We start from the raw sequence: 15,907 nt of genomic DNA, 5'->3' as shown, positions 1-15,907 counted from the left end.
TGAATCATATATTTACAATGGACAACCATGGGGGAGGGATCAAATCCATTGAAGCCTTACAAACGACGCCTGCGAATCCTCTGCCTGCTTCTGCCGATGCTCTGCCTGTCGCTGCTCCGTCCCGTACACGAACTTCGGGCGGATCCGTCCGCCGGCGCCAGCACAGACGACCGCGAAATATTGCAGAACAGTCTGTCTGTTGTGGAAATCGACCGGGAGATTGAGCGGATCACCGCGCAGCAGCAGACCGTTCAGCAGGAGGTGAACAAGCTGTCCGGGCAGCTGGAAAACAAGCTGCTTCAGATCCAGGATCAGCAGAGCCGCGCGGGAGCCGTGATTCGTTCTTATTACATGGGGGAAAGGGAAGGCCTGCTCGTTGCTGTGCTGTCCGCCAAAGACTTGGGCAGCCTCATTCATATGTATGACGTCTACGAAATGATCATGGAGCATGACCGCTCGGTTCTTGACGCGTATCAATCGGAGTACACGGAGATTAAAAACACGAAGCTGGCCATGGAGAAAAAGACGGCCGATCTGGAAGAGATGAAATCCAATCTCATTGAGCAGCGGGCACGGGTATCGGCCCTGCAGCAAAAGGTCGATCAAGGAATCGCCGCCAGCAGCGATCCGGAAGCGCTTAAGAAAATGATCGAGGAATTTACGCTTTATTGGGAAAATGTCGGGCTAGACGAGGTAAAAACCTATTTCGACGCGCTGGCCTCAGCCATGAACGACCTTCCGGAGTTCATCCAGAATCAGGACGGGGCGATCCGTACCAACGGAACGACCTATAATATCGATATCAAGGAGGACGATCTGAACGCTTTCCTCAGGTCCAAAAACGATCTGTTCAAGCAGTTTGCCTTTCACTTTGGCGAAGACGAGATCACGGCCTCCGGCCAAAGCGGCACGCTGTCCCTTGAGGTTCGGGGCCACTATAGCGTCGAGGAGCAGCCGCAGAACGCCATCATGTTCCATGTGGATAAGCTCGTATTTAACGGTTATGAACTGCCTGATACGACATGCCGCCAAATGGAGGAAGAGTTCGATTTGGGATTTTATCCGCAGCAAATCGTCTCCTTCGTGAAGGCGACCGAGGTGAAAAGTACGGATAAAAACCTCCATGTCACGCTTAAGCTGTCCATGTAATTACAAAAAAGCCGGAGACGGGCCGCCCGCGAATAACGGATCAGCTTCCTCCGGCTTCCCCTCCTACAGCCTCCACGTAATCTACGGCCGTAGATCTGCCCGCAATATAATCGCCTGATGCTTTGACAAACACATCCCACTTCGCCTGCAGCCTGCCTGTGTCCTTATCGGTACCCGCCGTCTGAAGCAGGGAGTTGAGATGGAACGGCAGACCGGCCGGATTGAATACCGTATCGTCGTACAGGCTCTTCAGCGCCGGAAGTTTACCCGTAGCCTGGTACCATTCCTGCTGAACGACTGCCGAGCCCATATATGCAATCCACTCGGCCGCTTCCTTGGCATGCTGTGATCCCGCCGATACGGCGTAGCTGCGGCTGCGCAGGAGGGACGGATAAATGGCGTACAGCTGCTCTGGCATGCGCAGTTCTGTATTTGCCGTCTGAGTCTTCGCCGCTTCCGATACGGCGGAAATGGTTAGCGAAAGCTGGGCTTCGTCAGCGCCCTGGTCGACCTGATCCATTTGCATGAAAGCACGAGCCTTGTCGATCCAGTCCAGGGATACCTGACTCGGGCTTAGCGGATCGGTGCCCAGTGCTCCCATCAAAGCTGCAGCATCATAGCCGTCCCCGGACGAAATCTCCAGCAGCTGTTGATGACCGCGGCCCTTCGCCTTGCCAAGCAGCTCCTTCCAGCTGCTGATATCACCTGGAATATCCTTCATTCCAAGCGAATTTAGCGCTTCTTTATTCCATGCCAGCACATAAGGATCCATGTCGGCGGGTGTTCCCCACTGGTAGCCATTCCATTCTACCTCCTGCAGCAGCGGGTTCAGGGTATCACTATCCGCACGATTGCTTGTATAGAATTCGACGGGCAGCAGGTAACCGCGGGAAGCCATCGGGCGGACCCACGAGCTGTTGATGAGCATGACATCGGGGCCTTCCCCTACGGCCAGGGCGGAGGTCATCTGAAGGTACGCATCGGCGTCCGGGATGTTGTTCAATTCCACCGTGGCTCCGGTGTCGGTGACATATGTATGATTCAGCTCCTCGAGCTGCTTAAAATCCTCATCGCTCAGGTGAACGGTGACCCGGATGGGGGATTGGGACGTTCGCTCTTGTGTGGAAGGCTGTGGAAATAGAGACGCGTCGTCTTCCTCTTCATGACCCGGTGGGGTCTGTGACAAATCTTGCCCCTGGGATAAAGCGGTTAAAGAGAGCAGCAAAATGGCAAACAAGAGCCAGTAATTTTTCCGCCTCAAGTCTCTAGGCCTCCCCTCACAATACTTATACAATATTTTAGCAAATTCATAGGGCGCTTGTCCTATTTTTTTCTGGGAATGTATAACTGACTGTCAGAAATACGCCGACGAGCCCTACGAAAGGACAGCAAACAACGCCTGTAACTGTCTTTATTGTAATTCGAATATATTTGGTCCGCTGCCTGCAATTGTTAAACTAAAGAAAGACGTACCTGACAGACCGCGTGCAGCGGAAGTTTTTCTTGCAAGATCAGGAAACGGAGGCTCCGGAACTTATACTATATCTTCAAAAAAAGCCCCCAGCCGGCTCCAATGAACCGGACAAGGGGGATTTCTTTATGCGATGGAAGATCGTGATATCATTTCTCGGGAAATAGTACCGGCTTATGAGATCACAGTAAATCGGCTGCGAGCTGGGCCAGCTTGGAGCGCTCGCCTTTCTCCAAGGTGATGTGCCCGCTGATCCCTTCCTGTTTGAATTTTTCCACGATATACGACAGGCCGTTGCTCGATGCATCCAAATAAGGGTGATCGATCTGCTCGGGATCCCCCATCAGGATAATTTTACTGCCCTCCCCTACCCTAGAGACGATCGTTTTCACTTCGTGGCGGGAAAGGTTTTGGGCTTCGTCCACGATGATAAACTGGCCGGGGATGGACCGTCCGCGGATATAGGTGAGTGCCTCCACCTGGATGCTGCCCAGACCCATTAAAATTTTATCGATATCGCCCGACTTTTTCGTATCAAACAAAAACTCCAGATTGTCGTAAATCGGCTGCATCCACGGACGGAGCTTCTCTTCCTTCTCTCCGGGCAGATAACCGATATCCTTGCCCATCGGAACGACCGGCCTTGCGATCAGCAGTTTTTTGTATTTATGTTCGTCTTCGACCTTCATCAGGCCGGCTGCCAAGGCAAGCAGCGTTTTGCCCGTACCGGCCTTTCCGGTAATCGTTACGATCGGAATATCGTCGTTAAGGAGCAGCTCCAGTGCCATGCGCTGCTGCGCATTGCGCGCGCTGATTCCCCACACGGACTCATTGCTCAAGAAGAGCGGCTCCAACCGGAGCGCATCCGCATTCACCTTCAGCAAGGCCGATTTCGTGCTCCCCATCTCGTCTTTTAGGATGACAAATTCATGCGGATACAGCGGGTAAGGCAGCTGCAGCGGCTTAATGGACAAAAAACGGTACGAATAGAACTCGTCGATGATGGAAGGATGCACCTTAAGCGTAGAATATCCGGTATACAGGTCTCCGGGGCCTACGATGCGGTCGGACAAGTAATCCTGGGTCACAAGACCAAGCACGTCCGCCTTGATGCGAACGAGCACATCCTTGCTCACCAGCACTACCGACGTCGGTTCCTCCTTGCCCTGCTCCTCCAGATGATAATTTAAGGCGACTGCCAAAATACGGTTATCATTGGACATTTCGCCGAACATTTCTTGTACTTTGACAAAACTGCGGTGATTCAGCTCCACTTTCAGGCTGCCCCCGTTTTCCAGAAGCACCCCGCTGTGCAAATGGCCGCCGTTTTCCCTCAATCCGTCCAGCAGGCGGGACACCGTCCGCGCATTTCTCCCGATTTCGTCGGCATTCCGTTTCTTGGAGTCTATTTCTTCCAGAACGACGGCCGGAATCACGACTTCATGTTCATCAAACGCAAATATCGCCCGGGGATCATGCAGCAGCACATTGGTATCCAGTACAAATATCTTTCTCATACTTTCTCCCTCCACTGAACTCATAATAAACACATAAATTATTTCGTCATGGACATCCTAAGTTACAACCCGTCATGCCAATTTATGACCTGGAAAGGACGATCACATATGAGAATGTTTTTGCTCGTTGTGTTAACTATGGCTCTACTGAGCGGTTGTAATCATCAGAACACTGCATCACCCTCTCCTCAAAGTCAACAGGGGCCGACAGCCGCCTCAACCGGCGACCATCATCGTCTTTCACTCCGGTCTGCAGGAAACACGGCCGTGCGTTCTGCAGAAGATACAACGGACCTGGCTTTGAAAGACCATTTGGAAAATATCGCCGAAAAGGTAAACGGTGTGAAAAAAGCGCATGCTGTCGTGATGGGCAATACTGCCGTTGTAGGCATCGACGTAGACGGCGATTTGACGCGTTCCCGCGTCGGTACCATCAAATATACGGTTGCCGAAGCACTCAAAAAGGATCCCCGGGGCAAAAACGCCCTCGTGACGGCCGATATGGATTTGTCCAGCCGGATTGCCGAAATCGGTCAGCATATTCAAAAAGGGGAACCCGTATCGGGATTCGCTTCCGAACTGGCGGACATTGTCGGCCGGATTGTGCCGCAGCTCCCGCGCGATGTCAAATCGCGTCAGAACAGCCCTTCTTCGCCGAGCCCAACCCGCTAAGCATAGGACAGGCGAAATTCCAGCCGAATCAACAAATTTTGCAATAAGAAAAAAGCCCAGTGATCAGATCACTAGGCTTTTTTTGCATGGCGCGTCAAAACATACACCGGATTCAGCAGAAGTCGGCACAGACGGATTCACGGCTGGTTGACGTTGCATTTCATATATCGGAGTCCACTTCGTAACCGTCTCGGACATCGCACTGACCTCCTGTACAGGTTCCATTGTACTCTAGTATATTATATGTCGTCCCAAAACTTGCACCCAACTTTACGGATTTGAGCTTTCATCCGCTGAAGTACCGGCTTCCACGGCGGTCTTGCCGGCAAGCTCGTCCTTCAATGCCTGCTTTGCTTTATCCAGCTCGTCATCGTCTACATACACGTAAGGGCTTTTCCAGTTGCCGGTAATCGGCATGAATTTGACGTCTTCTTTTTTAATTTTCCAATAGGCTGCAATCATGTTCTTCAATTGATCCTTCTCGACGTCGGTTTCCATGTTGTTATCCATGGCATCCAGCACTCCGCCCAGGCTCGTGACGCCTTTGAACGTCTGCATCTTGTCGATCAGGGAATGAAGAACTTCGTTCTGTCTGCGGTTGCGGTCAAAATCGTCGGAAGCGTCCGTCTTCGGACGGCAGTTGGACTTCCGGTAGCGCACGAAATCGAGCGCCTGCTTCCCGTTCAGTTCCTGCTCACCCTTCTTCAGGTTGATGTCCGTTCCGTCGGCTTTATCCCGGTAGCACATGTTCTTGTCGACTGTCACGTCAACTCCGCCAAGCGCATCTACCGCATCGCGGAAGGCCTGGAAATTCAGCACCGTCACGTAATCGATATCGATGTCCAAATACTTGGAGAACATCGTCTTCATCTCATCGGTCGCCTTGATCCCGGATTCCTTCTCGTCGGCCAGGAAATTCGGATAATAGGCGTTGGCCTTATTTTCACGGTAACCCTTCAGCTCGATCTTTGTATCACGCGGAACCGAGACCAGCGTTGCCGATTTCGTGTCCGGGTTAAAGGCGGCGATCATGATGACGTCAGACAGGTGCGTCTTCGTCTCCGGACGATAGTCCGTTCCAAGCAGCAGCATCGTAATCGGCTTGACCTTGGCGGATTGGGAAGGAGCGACCGGTGCATCCACACCCGTGTCCAGTACGCCATGATCCGCTTTATAGTACAAATATCCCGCGTATCCCGCTGCGGCGAGTACAGCTAATATAATCAGAATCAGTACGAATTTCAAAAACGTTTTGAACCCGCTCTTTTTCTTTTTCTTCTTTGGAGGCACTTTCCCTTTCGGGGTGCCGCCCTGAGATCTTGGAGGTAGACTCGTATTGCTGGGACTCATCTCAAACACCTTTTTCATTTATTTTGAGGTAATCTCTCTATAAACGATGACAACCTTCGTAATGTTGCAAGAGCCGGGCCACAGCGGGCGCGTTAGACCCGCTTGGCAGCCGCTTCGGCTTTCTTCTTCTGCCGCGCTTCCACGAAGTAGCGGATGCGCACCGTGAACATCAGAGCTACCGCGACAAGCAGACATTGAATGATCGGAAGCTTGTCGTGCTGAAAAATCAGCAGCATTCCGGAGCCGATAGCCATCAGAATGTACAGCAGAATCTCTTTGAGAAGCGGAAGCTTCTGTTTGACCCGAAACACCTTGTTGTATACGTAGGTGATCAGCACAAAGATGATAATATAGGAGATAATCGGATGCGCTGCTAACCAAGCTTGCACGGACAGTTCACTCCTTCCAGAAATGAGGTGAGGACCTTACCCGGATCACATGTTGGCTTCGGCCATCTTGCGGTGCTTCTCGGCACGTTCGCGCTCACTCTTGTTCAGAATCTTCTTGCGCAGACGAACCGATTTCGGCGTGATTTCACAATACTCATCGTCATTCAAATATTCAAGCGCCTGTTCAAGTGAGAATAGACGAGGCGTCTTCATTTTTACTGTATCATCTTTCGTCGCGGAACGCACGTTTGTCAGCTGCTTTTCTTTGCAGATGTTAACGATGATGTCGTTATCGCGCGTATGCTCACCGACGATCATGCCCTCATAAATTTCGGTTCCCGGCTCCAGGAACAGGATGCCCCGGTCTTCAACGCCCATCATGCCGTAGAAGGTGCTCGTTCCGGTTTCGCTGGAAACCAGCACGCCCTGATGGCGTCCGCCGACCTGACCGCTGTGCAGCGGGCCGTAGCTGTCAAAGGCATGGTTCATGACGCCATAACCGCGGGTCAGCGTCAGGAAATGCGTGCGGTAACCGATCAGGCCGCGTGCGGGAATCAGAAACTCCAGGCGCACCTGTCCGCTGCCGGTGTTGACCATGTTCACCATTTCGGCCTTGCGGGAACCGAGGCTTTCCATGACCGCGCCCATGCTCTCTTCAGGCACGTCGATCAGAAGGCGCTCGATCGGCTCCATCTTGGCGCCGTCGATTTCCTTGACGATGACTTCAGGCTTGGAAACCTGCATCTCGTATCCTTCGCGGCGCATATTCTCGATCAGGATGCCGAGGTGAAGCTCGCCGCGTCCCGACACGATAAACGCATCCGGGCTGTCCGTTTCTTCTACGCGTAGGCTGACATCGGTCTCCAACTCCTTCATCAGACGCTCGCGCAGCTTACGGGACGTTACCCACTTGCCCTCGCGGCCGGCAAACGGACTGTTGTTGACCAGGAAAGTCATCTGGAGCGTCGGCTCGTCGATCTTAAGAACCGGCAGCGCTTCAGGATGGTTCGGATCGGCGATCGTTTCTCCGATATTGATGTCCTTGATTCCGGCGATGGCGATGATATCGCCCGCTCCGGCTTCTTCCTGCTCCACGCGCTTCAGTCCCTGGAAGCCGAACAGCTTCTCGATCCGGGCGGTTTTGCTCTTGCCGTCGCGCATGATGACCGTAACCGATTGACCTTGCTTGATCACGCCGCGGTTGACCCGGCCGATCGCGATCCGTCCAAGATACTCATTGTAGTCCATCAGTGTAACGAGGAACTGAAGCGGCTCATCGACCTTCTCCGTCGGAGAAGGAATGTGCTCGGTAATCGTTTCATACAGGGCCAGCATGTTGTCGTCCTGCTTGTCCGGGTCCAGGCTCGAGGTTCCATTCAGCGCCGAAGCGTAAACGACCGGGAAGTTCAGCTGGTCGTCGTTTGCTTCAAGCTCGATGAAGAGGTCGAGTACTTCGTCGATAACTTCGGCCGGACGGGCCGCCGGACGGTCAATCTTGTTGACGACGACGATCGGCGTCAGATTCGCCTCAAGCGCTTTGCGGAGCACGAATTTGGTCTGAGGCATACAGCCTTCATATGCGTCAACGACGAGAAGTACACCGTCGACCATCTTCATAATCCGTTCCACCTCGCCGCCGAAGTCGGCGTGCCCCGGGGTGTCCACAATGTTAATCAGAAAATCTTTATACGTAATGGCCGTGTTCTTGGCCAGAATGGTAATGCCGCGTTCGCGCTCCAAATCGTTGGAGTCCATGGCGCGTTCCTGCAGATGTTCGTGCTTGGCGAATATCCCCGATTGCTGCAGCAACTGGTCAACCAGAGTCGTCTTGCCGTGGTCAACGTGCGCAATAATCGCAATGTTGCGAATTTGATCTCTTGAATGCATGGCTTTTATCCAGATCCTTTCCCTTTCAAATCGTAACGAAGTCTTTCAACAAATGAAGCGTCAGGCGGTAGCGCCGACGCTTCTACATCCCTTATATTATAATGAAGTTTCAGAAAAAAACAAGTGTTTTACAGAAAATAGAGGCTTGATTCACCAGCCGCTCTTCCACTTTCGGTTTCTGGATTTCCCCCTTCCGGCAATCAGCCAAACGCCCAATGCGATCAGCAGCACGGCGAAGATATAGATCACCGCGGTATGAAGAAGGCTGAAGAAGAACAGCACCAGCGAGGCCAGTCCCAAAATGACGGAGGCCGGAAGCAGGGAGGATGGACGCGGCTTTTCAAACAGGTAATACTCGTACATTCCGACCGCGATCCCGAGCAGAAGGGCGGGCCACAAGTAAGACATCAGCCCCCAGCTGATCGTGCTGCACAGTAAAAAGAGCAGTCCGTACACCGTCAAAATACCGCCGGGTACAAGCACCGTGGCACGCGCCCGGTTGCCGAAAAACAGCATATGCAGAACCAGTCCGGGAATCAAAAGGACCAGCGGCCACAGCGTGCGGCCCAAAAAACCGAAAACTCCAAGCTTGCCAAGCAAAATGACGATCCCAGCGATCACAATGAACAGGCCCAGCTTCAAGTCGTTTCTTGAGGACATTCTCCCACCCTCTTCTCTATAGCCGCTCCTTACGCCATACGCAAAAAACGACATATTTTCATCTTTAGTTTATCTGAAACCTGTGAAAAAAACCAGATTGCGCCTGTAATTTTTTAGGCACTCCCGTCCAAAATAACCCTGCAAAAGAAAGGTCCTTCTGCTAGCCCGTTTTAATCCATTCATTGCGATTCTTTATGTTCATAACAAGAAAAAAAAACCGGGTTAAACCCGGCTTTTGACGAGATTGTCCTGTTTATGGACGCGGCCGCAGCAGCCGCTGCTTGATACCGCCTGAGACGATCACCAATCCGGCCAATACGCCGGGAATGAGATGGTGGAATTCCGGCAGAGAGGCGGAGAGTAGAGCGCCAAGCTTGTGGTCCTGGAGGAGCATCTCCCCGGCTGTATAGGCTAGAATGCCTGCCCCGATGTATACGAGCACCGGGAAACGGTGAAGCCAGGTGACGATCAAATTGCTGCCCCAGACGACGATCGGTATGCTGATCGCAATGCCGATCACGATCAGCGCGAGATCCCCGTTCGCGAGTCCGGCAATGGCCAGCACGTTGTCAAGGCTCATAATGAAATCCGCCGCGAGAATGGTTCTGACCGCTTTCCAGATCGTGGAGGATTCCTTCAGCCGCAGTTCATCTTTGTTTTCAATCAGCAGATTTAGGGCGATCCAGATGAGCATGAACCCGCCGACCGCCTGAACATAAGGGACTTTCAGCAGAATGACCGCAATAAAAGTCAACAAGCACCTTAGAATGACAGCGCCGAGCGCTCCCCACCATACCGCCTGTTTACGCTGCTTCTCCGGCAGATCCTTGCTCGCCAGAGCAATCACGACGGCATTGTCACCGCTTAGGACCAAATTGATCATAAGGATCTGAATGAGCAGCCAAATCGATTCCAAAGGTCAACACCCCCACTCTACATCTATGTGGGAGTTGGCCAGGCTATGCTTGACTTCACATGAAAAATTAGCCTATAATGAATCGATTTGCTATTGAACTCCGTATACAGTCATAATAAGGAGTGACCTCATTTGGACAGTGTAATAGAATTTTTAGTCAATTTGATCAAGATCGTCTTTTTGGATTTAATACTGGCTGGCGATAACGCCATCGTAATTGGCCTTGCTGCGAGGAATCTTGCTCCCTCGACTCAGAAAAAGGCTATTTTTTATGGAACCGGCGGTGCGGTCCTGCTCCGCATCATTGCGACGATCGTCGTCGTCTGGCTGCTGAAAGTGCCGTGGCTGCTCGCGCTGGGTGGTGTCATGCTCGTATGGATCGCGTACAAACTGCTGGCCGATAACGACGATCATACGGACATCAAGGCAGGCCAAACCTTGTGGGGAGCTATACGGACCATCATTGTGGCGGATGCCGCGATGGGGCTGGACAATGTGATCGCCGTGGCTGGCGCAGCCCAGCAGAATATCATCCTCGTCATTCTCGGACTGCTCATCAGCGTTCCGATTGTCGTTTGGGGAAGCACCCTGTTTATTAAGCTTATTAACAAGTTTCCTTGGATTATTTACCTTGGTTCGGCCGTACTCGGTTACACGGCATCCAACATGATTACGGAAGAAAAGCGGTTTGCTCCGTTTTTTGAAGAATATCCGCTCCTGCGGGTGCTGTTTATCGTGATCGTAGTCATAGCCATTCTCGCCCTCGGATACCTGAAACGCGCGTCGATGAAAAAACGGAAGGACGAACATTCGTATAGTTAGAACGTACTTTTACCGGCTTGTCAAAAAAAGGAGGCTCTTCTATTGAAGAGCCTCCTTTTTTTGTTTCCTAATCTTGATCTTAGAACCAATCCTCGTTAACGCCGCCTGCTTCGTCTTCCTCTCCAATCACATAATCCTTGGTCAGCACCAGCGTTTCGGTCCGCTCAAAGGCGTCGTGGATCAGCTCGGGGAGCTTCTCGATCGACGCCTCCACCTTCTCGACGACCCGCAAATTCGGATTCGTCGTCGGTGACTTGGGCACAAACAGGGTGCAGCAGTCTTCATAAGGAAGAATCGAGGTATCGTATGTGCCGATCTCCTTCGAAATCCGAATGATCTCGTTCTTGTCCATCATGATCAGCGGCCGCAGAAGCGGCAGCACGGTCGCCCGGCCGATCACGTTCATGCTTGGCAGGGTTTGGCTGGCGACCTGACCGAGGCTGTCTCCGGTGACAATCGCAAGCGCCCCTTCACGCTCGGCCAGCAGTTCGGCAATCCGCAGCATGGAACGCCGCATCAGGGTAATGATCAAATTGTCCTGTCCAATACCGGTGAAGGACGTCTGCACTTCGGTAAACGGCACCAGATGAATCTTGATCTCCCCTGCATACCCTGAGAGCACTTTCGCCAGCTCGATGACCTTCTCTTTGGCGAGGCGGCTTGTAAACGGGTAGCTGTAGAAGTGAACGCACTCCACTTCGAGCCCTCTGCGCATGGAGGACCACCCTGCGACCGGGCTGTCGATTCCGCCGGAGAGCAGCAGCATGGCCTTGCCGTTGCTTCCCCGCGGAAATCCGCCGACGGCAGGAATCGTCTGGCAGAATATATAAGTTCCCTGCTCGCGGATCTCCACATGCAAGGTGAGCTCGGGATCCTTCATGCTCACTTTTAACAGCGGATACTTCTTCAGCAGCGGCGCACCTACCAGATGGTTCATTTCATGGGATGAGTGCGGGAAAGCCTTCCAGACTCGCCGGGCATGGACCTTAAAGGTAACCTCTTCTTCCATGTCCATCTGCGCAAGAAATGCCGAAGATGTTTCCAAAATGGAATCCAGCTCCGTGGAGCTGACGACAACCGGGCTGATCGACGTCAGCCCGAATATTTTTTGGAGCGAGGCAATCAGCGGTTCCGCTTCTTCCCCGTTCAGTTCAACGTATAGTCTTCCGTACTCCTTGCGAATTTTCGCTTTGGGAAAATCCTTAAGAATGGACCGGATATGCGAGATAACCGCATTTTCGAAGCGCCCCCGGTTTTTTCCTTTGAGTGTAATTTCTCCGTAACGGAGCAGAAGCATATCATATTTCAATGGATTTCATTCCTTCCTGTCATTAAAGGCGTCAGCCGGTTGACCGCATCCTGAAGCGCGTCCTTCAACTGCTGCAAATCATTCTTGGTGTTGGTAAGCCCCATGCTGATCCTGATCGCGCTGGAGGCTTCATCCTCGCTCCGTCCCATGGCAAGCAGGACACGGCTTGGCTCCGCCGTCTTGGAAGAGCAGGCCGATTTGGTGGACACCAGCATGCCGTGCTCCTCGAGCGAATGCAGCAGGACTTCGGCTTTCATCCCGGGAAAGGACACGTTGACGATATGCGGTGCCCCATCTTCGTCGCTGTTCAGCACAAGGGCCGGCACCGTTCGGATAAATGCGAGCAAATCGTCCCGAAGTGCCCCGACCTGCTCACCGAATGGCCCCAATTGCTCTTTAGCCATCCGCATCGCTTTGGCCATGGCGACAATCCCCGGATAATTCTCCGTCCCTGAGCGCATGCCGGACTCCTGCTTGCCTCCCGACAGCAGCGGGTGAAGCTGAACCCCTTCCTTTCGGAATAGTACGCCGGCTCCTTTGGGACCGCGGATTTTGTGTGCGGATAACGTATATAAATCCGCCTGCCACGCCTGCAGGTCGACAGGCAGCTTGCCGAAGCCCTGAACACCGTCCACATGGAACAGGGTCAGCGGATTGCACTGTTTAATGATTCGTCCCGCCGCCTCCAGCGGCTGCACGGCTCCGGTCTCATTGTTTACATGCATGATGCTGACCAGGATGGTGTCCTTTCGAATCAGGCTGCGCAGCTGGTCCGGATGGATCCGGCCCTGCCGGTCCACCTCAAGAAAGGTCACCTCGAATCCGTGTTCCCGTAGGTACAGACAGCTGTCGTAAACGGACGGATGCTCCGTAGCGGTCGTGATAATGTGCTTGCCCCTGCCGGCATATTGAAAGGCCGTTCCTTTAATGGCCATATTGTTGCCTTCCGTTGCGCCCGAAGTCAAGATAATCTCGGCTGGCTTAACGCCAAGGGTGGCGGCACATACTTCCCGGGAACGCTTGATTAGTTTGGCGGCGTCCTCGCCCATCCGGTGAATGGATGAAGGATTGCCGTAATGCTGTCTCATCACTTCAGCCATCGTCTGGATAACTTCTTCGTTGGGTGGCGTACTTGCCGCATGGTCCCAATAGATCATCACGTTTCCTCCTTTACACGGATCACCCGAAGCAATATAAAGAGATCAAACTTCGGAAGAAGCGCTTCATATCGAGCCGCTTCCCGTTCTCCCGAGTTTGATCCCGTAACTTACAACGCTATGCGATTGGTATTAACCTTCATATTTTGCCCTGGCATCCGCAATTTTACGGATATAGTTCCTTGTTTCTGCAGGAAGCCGGTCCAAATGCTGCATCAATTCGGCATCGGTCGATACTCCGAGCTTGAGCACCCGGTTAGGCCCCGCATTGTACGCCGCCAGCGCCATGTTTTCTTGTCCACCGAAGCGGCTCAGCTGATACGAAAGGTATTTCGTGCCGGCATCGATGTTCTGGGCCGGGTCGAACGGATCGCTGACCCCGAGTCCCTGAGCCGTGCCGTCCATCAGCTGCATCAGGCCTTTGGCCCCCGCAGAAGACACGACATTCGGATTAAAGGTGGACTCCGTCTCGATGACGGCCTTGATTAGCGATTCGGACACGCCGTACTTGCGGCTTGCCTGTTCAATCAAGTCGTTGTAAGCGGTCGATTTACCGGTACCGGAATGCACCGGCTTGGACACTTCATCAACGTGCGTCACCGGCGAGGCGTTCACCTCTCCCAGCTGCTGCCACAGCAGGCCGTCACTCCACGATACACCGGGCACCGTCGGCTGTACTGAAGCATCAATTTCTCCTGCTGCCGCGCTGGAGTCATCCAGCAGCTGGTTCAGAATAACACCAAAATCAGAGGTGCTGCCATTCTCGATAATGTCTTGGAGAAGCTCGTCTCTATTTTGAATACGGCTGTTGTCCTGCATTGCCAACAACTGCTGCGCTGCAGCCGGATCGATTTGCATAGTCTCAAACCTCTTTTTCCCTCATAATCTCGTCCATGCGGATTGGATTTATTTTACCATGATTCCGCCGCCCTGCGCCAGACCTCTTCCAAAAAACGCTGACAAGAAAAAAGCGCCCTTAGCCGCTTCATCAGCGGCCAAAGACGCTTTATGCCTGTTTGATTTACCGGGCGAACGGAACCAGCACAAAGTAGCTGATCGTTGCCAAAATGCCGAGTCCCATCGCCCATCCGCCCCATACCTTGCTGCCTTGGCTGTACGCATAAAAGCCGATGACCGCAGCCAGGGGGCCCAGGATGATGGACCACATAAACAAGGACAAGACGCCGAAGCCTACACCGACATAGCCGGCCGTACGTCCAAAGTTTTGAACGGTGTCCCGGTTTTCGGTATCATCCGAAGTACGGACCTCATCCCTACGGACCGTAGGTGCCGGAGCTACTTCTGCGGCATACTCCTCGCGGTCATTTTTGTACAAATCCGCTCTCTTCCCGGCGGCATCCGCCTTCCGGTCGTCCCTGATCGAATATCCGGCAGCGCGGCTTGTGACTTCAGGAGATGTTACCTCTGATGCATACTCCTCTTTATGGGCGTCTCTGCGCGGATAATCGGTACGCATCCGTGTGACGATCGCCTGCCGGTATTCGTTATCCCGGGTTACAGAGGAAGTACCCGCCTCAGCTGCATATTCTTCTCGATGATTCGTGCGGGAATCGTGATTCGTTGAAACGGGAGTGATTCCTTTTCCTGCAAATGGGCTATCCGTCTTGTGTTCCTGTTCACGTTTGTTGAATTCATCCATGATTAGAAGCCTCCTCACGACAGATGGATAAGTGCATAAATGGAGTCGGGCGCTTGAATTTAAGAAGTTTTTGGCTTGAAGGTCAGACAGCAGGTAGCCGAAGAATTTTCCGCCCGGTCTTTGTGCTCTCCAAGCTCGCTGCCGTATTCCTCGCTGTACTTGGCGGAGGCGTGCTTGTCGATTTCGATCAGGATTTGCTCGGCTTTGCAGACGTTCTCTTCACCCCAGTAGCTGCAGTTGCTGACGCTGCATTTTACGTAGGTTCTTGGATCCTTCATTATTTATCACCTCAAGCTTCATTGTCCCCTGCTCCATATCGGCGTATCCCTGCTGCATCTTGTCAGTTGATGGTCGTCATGAGGAAAATAAAAAAAGATGCCAACATCAGGCATCTTTGGTGTAATCTTATAAGGTTTAAGCGTGCGAACGCTGGTTGTGCATCCGGCGCTCCGTCAAATAATCGCTTTCGTAATAAGTCAGATCGTCCCGAAGCTCTTCATATACTTTGGTAATATCGAGAATGATGTCTCTTACCGGCCGAACCGGTTTTACCCGGAAACGGATGGCGTCCTGCCCCGTGTAAGCGTAACGGCCATCTTCGGAATAGCTTTCGCTTTTCGGATAAAAGAAGTTGTTGACGCAATGATGATACACATTATAGAGAGCTTTTTCAGCAAAATCAGTGTCAAAATTGGCACGGCGCAATGCAATTCCCAGTTTCTCGGCTGATGCTTCGGAGAACACCAGAAGATGCCGCAGGTCAGACAAAAATCCTTTGTAAAATTGCAGCGTTTCCTCATTATTGTCTGGTGCAAGCTGCGGAATCGAATTCTCATTGAGGAATTGTTCCAGTTTCTCGATCGCGGATTTCAGCTTCTCTTTCGTGGTCTCACACAATTTTTGAACATTACCTGCTGACATAGCTAATTAGCTCCCCCTTAATTTGTT

The 15,907-nt window shown here is 52.6% G+C and carries 16 protein-coding genes; 3 read left to right on the top strand and 13 right to left on the bottom strand.

Going from position 1 to position 15,907, the window contains the following annotated elements; genetic code table 11:
• Positions 1–48: 48 nt before the first annotated feature.
• A complete protein-coding gene (locus FHS19_RS09765; RefSeq protein WP_246426534.1) occupies positions 49–1,149 on the top strand; it encodes a coiled-coil domain-containing protein in 1,101 nt (366 codons plus the stop codon).
• A gap of 40 nt (positions 1,150–1,189) precedes the next feature.
• Here the strand turns inward: FHS19_RS09765 and FHS19_RS09760 are convergent, their stop codons facing one another.
• Both FHS19_RS09760 and FHS19_RS09755 read right to left on the bottom strand, forming a co-directional pair.
• Positions 1,190–2,410: an extracellular solute-binding protein gene (locus FHS19_RS09760; RefSeq protein WP_183581714.1), complete on the bottom strand. Its 1,221-nt coding sequence runs from the start codon at positions 2,408–2,410 to the stop codon at positions 1,190–1,192.
• Positions 2,411–2,802: 392 nt separating this feature from the next.
• A complete protein-coding gene (locus FHS19_RS09755; RefSeq protein ID WP_183581713.1) occupies positions 2,803–4,137 on the bottom strand; it encodes a PhoH family protein in 1,335 nt (444 codons plus the stop codon).
• A 48-nt stretch (positions 4,138–4,185) separates the two neighbouring features.
• Between FHS19_RS09755 and FHS19_RS09750 the strand changes: the two genes are divergently transcribed.
• Positions 4,186–4,809: a YhcN/YlaJ family sporulation lipoprotein gene (locus FHS19_RS09750; RefSeq protein WP_312887186.1), complete on the top strand. Its 624-nt coding sequence runs from the start codon at positions 4,186–4,188 to the stop codon at positions 4,807–4,809.
• 270 nt (positions 4,810–5,079) lie between these two features.
• On the opposite strand, the gene FHS19_RS09745 is transcribed toward FHS19_RS09750, so the two are convergent.
• The 5 genes from FHS19_RS09745 to FHS19_RS09725 all read right to left on the bottom strand — a co-directional run bounded on the left by FHS19_RS09745 (position 5,080) and on the right by FHS19_RS09725 (position 10,011).
• Positions 5,080–6,159, bottom strand: a complete 1,080-nt coding sequence (locus FHS19_RS09745; RefSeq protein ID WP_183581711.1) for an LCP family protein — start codon at positions 6,157–6,159, stop codon at positions 5,080–5,082.
• Positions 6,160–6,251: 92 nt separating this feature from the next.
• Positions 6,252–6,548: a YlaH-like family protein gene (locus tag FHS19_RS09740; protein ID WP_076169828.1), complete on the bottom strand. Its 297-nt coding sequence runs from the start codon at positions 6,546–6,548 to the stop codon at positions 6,252–6,254.
• Positions 6,549–6,593: 45 nt separating this feature from the next.
• Entirely contained in the window at positions 6,594–8,435 is a 1,842-nt protein-coding gene (gene typA, locus FHS19_RS09735) for a translational GTPase TypA (RefSeq protein ID WP_183581710.1), read from the bottom strand.
• A gap of 150 nt (positions 8,436–8,585) precedes the next feature.
• Positions 8,586–9,095: a hypothetical protein gene (locus tag FHS19_RS09730; protein WP_183581709.1), complete on the bottom strand. Its 510-nt coding sequence runs from the start codon at positions 9,093–9,095 to the stop codon at positions 8,586–8,588.
• Positions 9,096–9,348: 253 nt separating this feature from the next.
• Positions 9,349–10,011: a TerC family protein gene (locus FHS19_RS09725; RefSeq protein ID WP_183581708.1), complete on the bottom strand. Its 663-nt coding sequence runs from the start codon at positions 10,009–10,011 to the stop codon at positions 9,349–9,351.
• Between the two features lie 132 nt (positions 10,012–10,143).
• On the opposite strand from FHS19_RS09725, the gene FHS19_RS09720 reads away from it, so the two are divergent.
• Complete coding sequence (locus FHS19_RS09720) at positions 10,144–10,833, top strand: TerC family protein (protein WP_183581707.1); 690 nt, start codon at positions 10,144–10,146, stop codon at positions 10,831–10,833.
• 79 nt (positions 10,834–10,912) lie between these two features.
• Here FHS19_RS09720 and thiI read toward each other — a convergent pair whose 3' ends face one another.
• From thiI to FHS19_RS09690, 6 genes are all read right to left on the bottom strand, one after another.
• On the bottom strand, positions 10,913–12,142 hold the full coding sequence (thiI, locus tag FHS19_RS09715; RefSeq protein WP_183581706.1) for a tRNA uracil 4-sulfurtransferase ThiI: 1,230 nt from the start codon (positions 12,140–12,142) through the stop codon (positions 10,913–10,915).
• Complete coding sequence (locus FHS19_RS09710) at positions 12,139–13,299, bottom strand: cysteine desulfurase family protein (RefSeq protein WP_183581705.1); 1,161 nt, start codon at positions 13,297–13,299, stop codon at positions 12,139–12,141. The genes thiI and FHS19_RS09710 overlap by 4 nt, the downstream gene beginning before the upstream one ends.
• A gap of 132 nt (positions 13,300–13,431) precedes the next feature.
• A complete protein-coding gene (locus FHS19_RS09705; RefSeq protein ID WP_183581704.1) occupies positions 13,432–14,157 on the bottom strand; it encodes a lytic transglycosylase domain-containing protein in 726 nt (241 codons plus the stop codon).
• A gap of 163 nt (positions 14,158–14,320) precedes the next feature.
• Positions 14,321–14,959: a DUF5353 domain-containing protein gene (locus FHS19_RS34830; RefSeq protein ID WP_246426533.1), complete on the bottom strand. Its 639-nt coding sequence runs from the start codon at positions 14,957–14,959 to the stop codon at positions 14,321–14,323.
• 59 nt (positions 14,960–15,018) lie between these two features.
• Positions 15,019–15,237 carry a DUF1540 domain-containing protein gene (locus tag FHS19_RS09695; protein ID WP_183581703.1) on the bottom strand — a complete coding sequence of 73 codons (219 nt, stop codon included), beginning with the start codon at positions 15,235–15,237 and terminating at the stop codon, positions 15,019–15,021.
• Between the two features lie 136 nt (positions 15,238–15,373).
• Positions 15,374–15,880: a YpuI family protein gene (locus tag FHS19_RS09690; protein WP_183581702.1), complete on the bottom strand. Its 507-nt coding sequence runs from the start codon at positions 15,878–15,880 to the stop codon at positions 15,374–15,376.
• Positions 15,881–15,907 lie beyond the last annotated feature (27 nt).

Origin of the sequence: Paenibacillus rhizosphaerae (assembly GCF_014192015.1) — a bacterium.
GTDB lineage: Bacteria > Bacillota > Bacilli > Paenibacillales > Paenibacillaceae > Paenibacillus_AQ > Paenibacillus_AQ rhizosphaerae.
Note: the sequence above shows the minus strand (reverse complement) of the source record. Positions and strands in the feature narration are given on the sequence as shown.

Excerpts from the sequence above, each read along its gene's own strand:
- FHS19_RS09755 (WP_183581713.1), bottom strand. The coding sequence starts at position 4,137 with ATGAGAAAGATATTTGTACTGGATACCAATGTGCTGCTGCATGATCCC.
- FHS19_RS09750 (WP_312887186.1), top strand. The coding sequence starts at position 4,186 with ATGGACATCCTAAGTTACAACCCGTCATGCCAATTTATGACCTGGAAA.
- FHS19_RS09745 (WP_183581711.1), bottom strand. The coding sequence starts at position 6,159 with ATGAGTCCCAGCAATACGAGTCTACCTCCAAGATCTCAGGGCGGCACC.
- typA (WP_183581710.1), bottom strand. The coding sequence starts at position 8,435 with ATGCATTCAAGAGATCAAATTCGCAACATTGCGATTATTGCGCACGTT.
- FHS19_RS09730 (WP_183581709.1), bottom strand. The coding sequence starts at position 9,095 with ATGTCCTCAAGAAACGACTTGAAGCTGGGCCTGTTCATTGTGATCGCT.
- FHS19_RS09710 (WP_183581705.1), bottom strand. The coding sequence starts at position 13,299 with ATGATCTATTGGGACCATGCGGCAAGTACGCCACCCAACGAAGAAGTT.
- FHS19_RS09705 (WP_183581704.1), bottom strand. The coding sequence starts at position 14,157 with ATGCAAATCGATCCGGCTGCAGCGCAGCAGTTGTTGGCAATGCAGGAC.
- FHS19_RS34830 (WP_246426533.1), bottom strand. The coding sequence starts at position 14,959 with ATGGATGAATTCAACAAACGTGAACAGGAACACAAGACGGATAGCCCA.
- FHS19_RS09695 (WP_183581703.1), bottom strand. The coding sequence starts at position 15,237 with ATGAAGGATCCAAGAACCTACGTAAAATGCAGCGTCAGCAACTGCAGC.
- FHS19_RS09690 (WP_183581702.1), bottom strand. The coding sequence starts at position 15,880 with ATGTCAGCAGGTAATGTTCAAAAATTGTGTGAGACCACGAAAGAGAAG.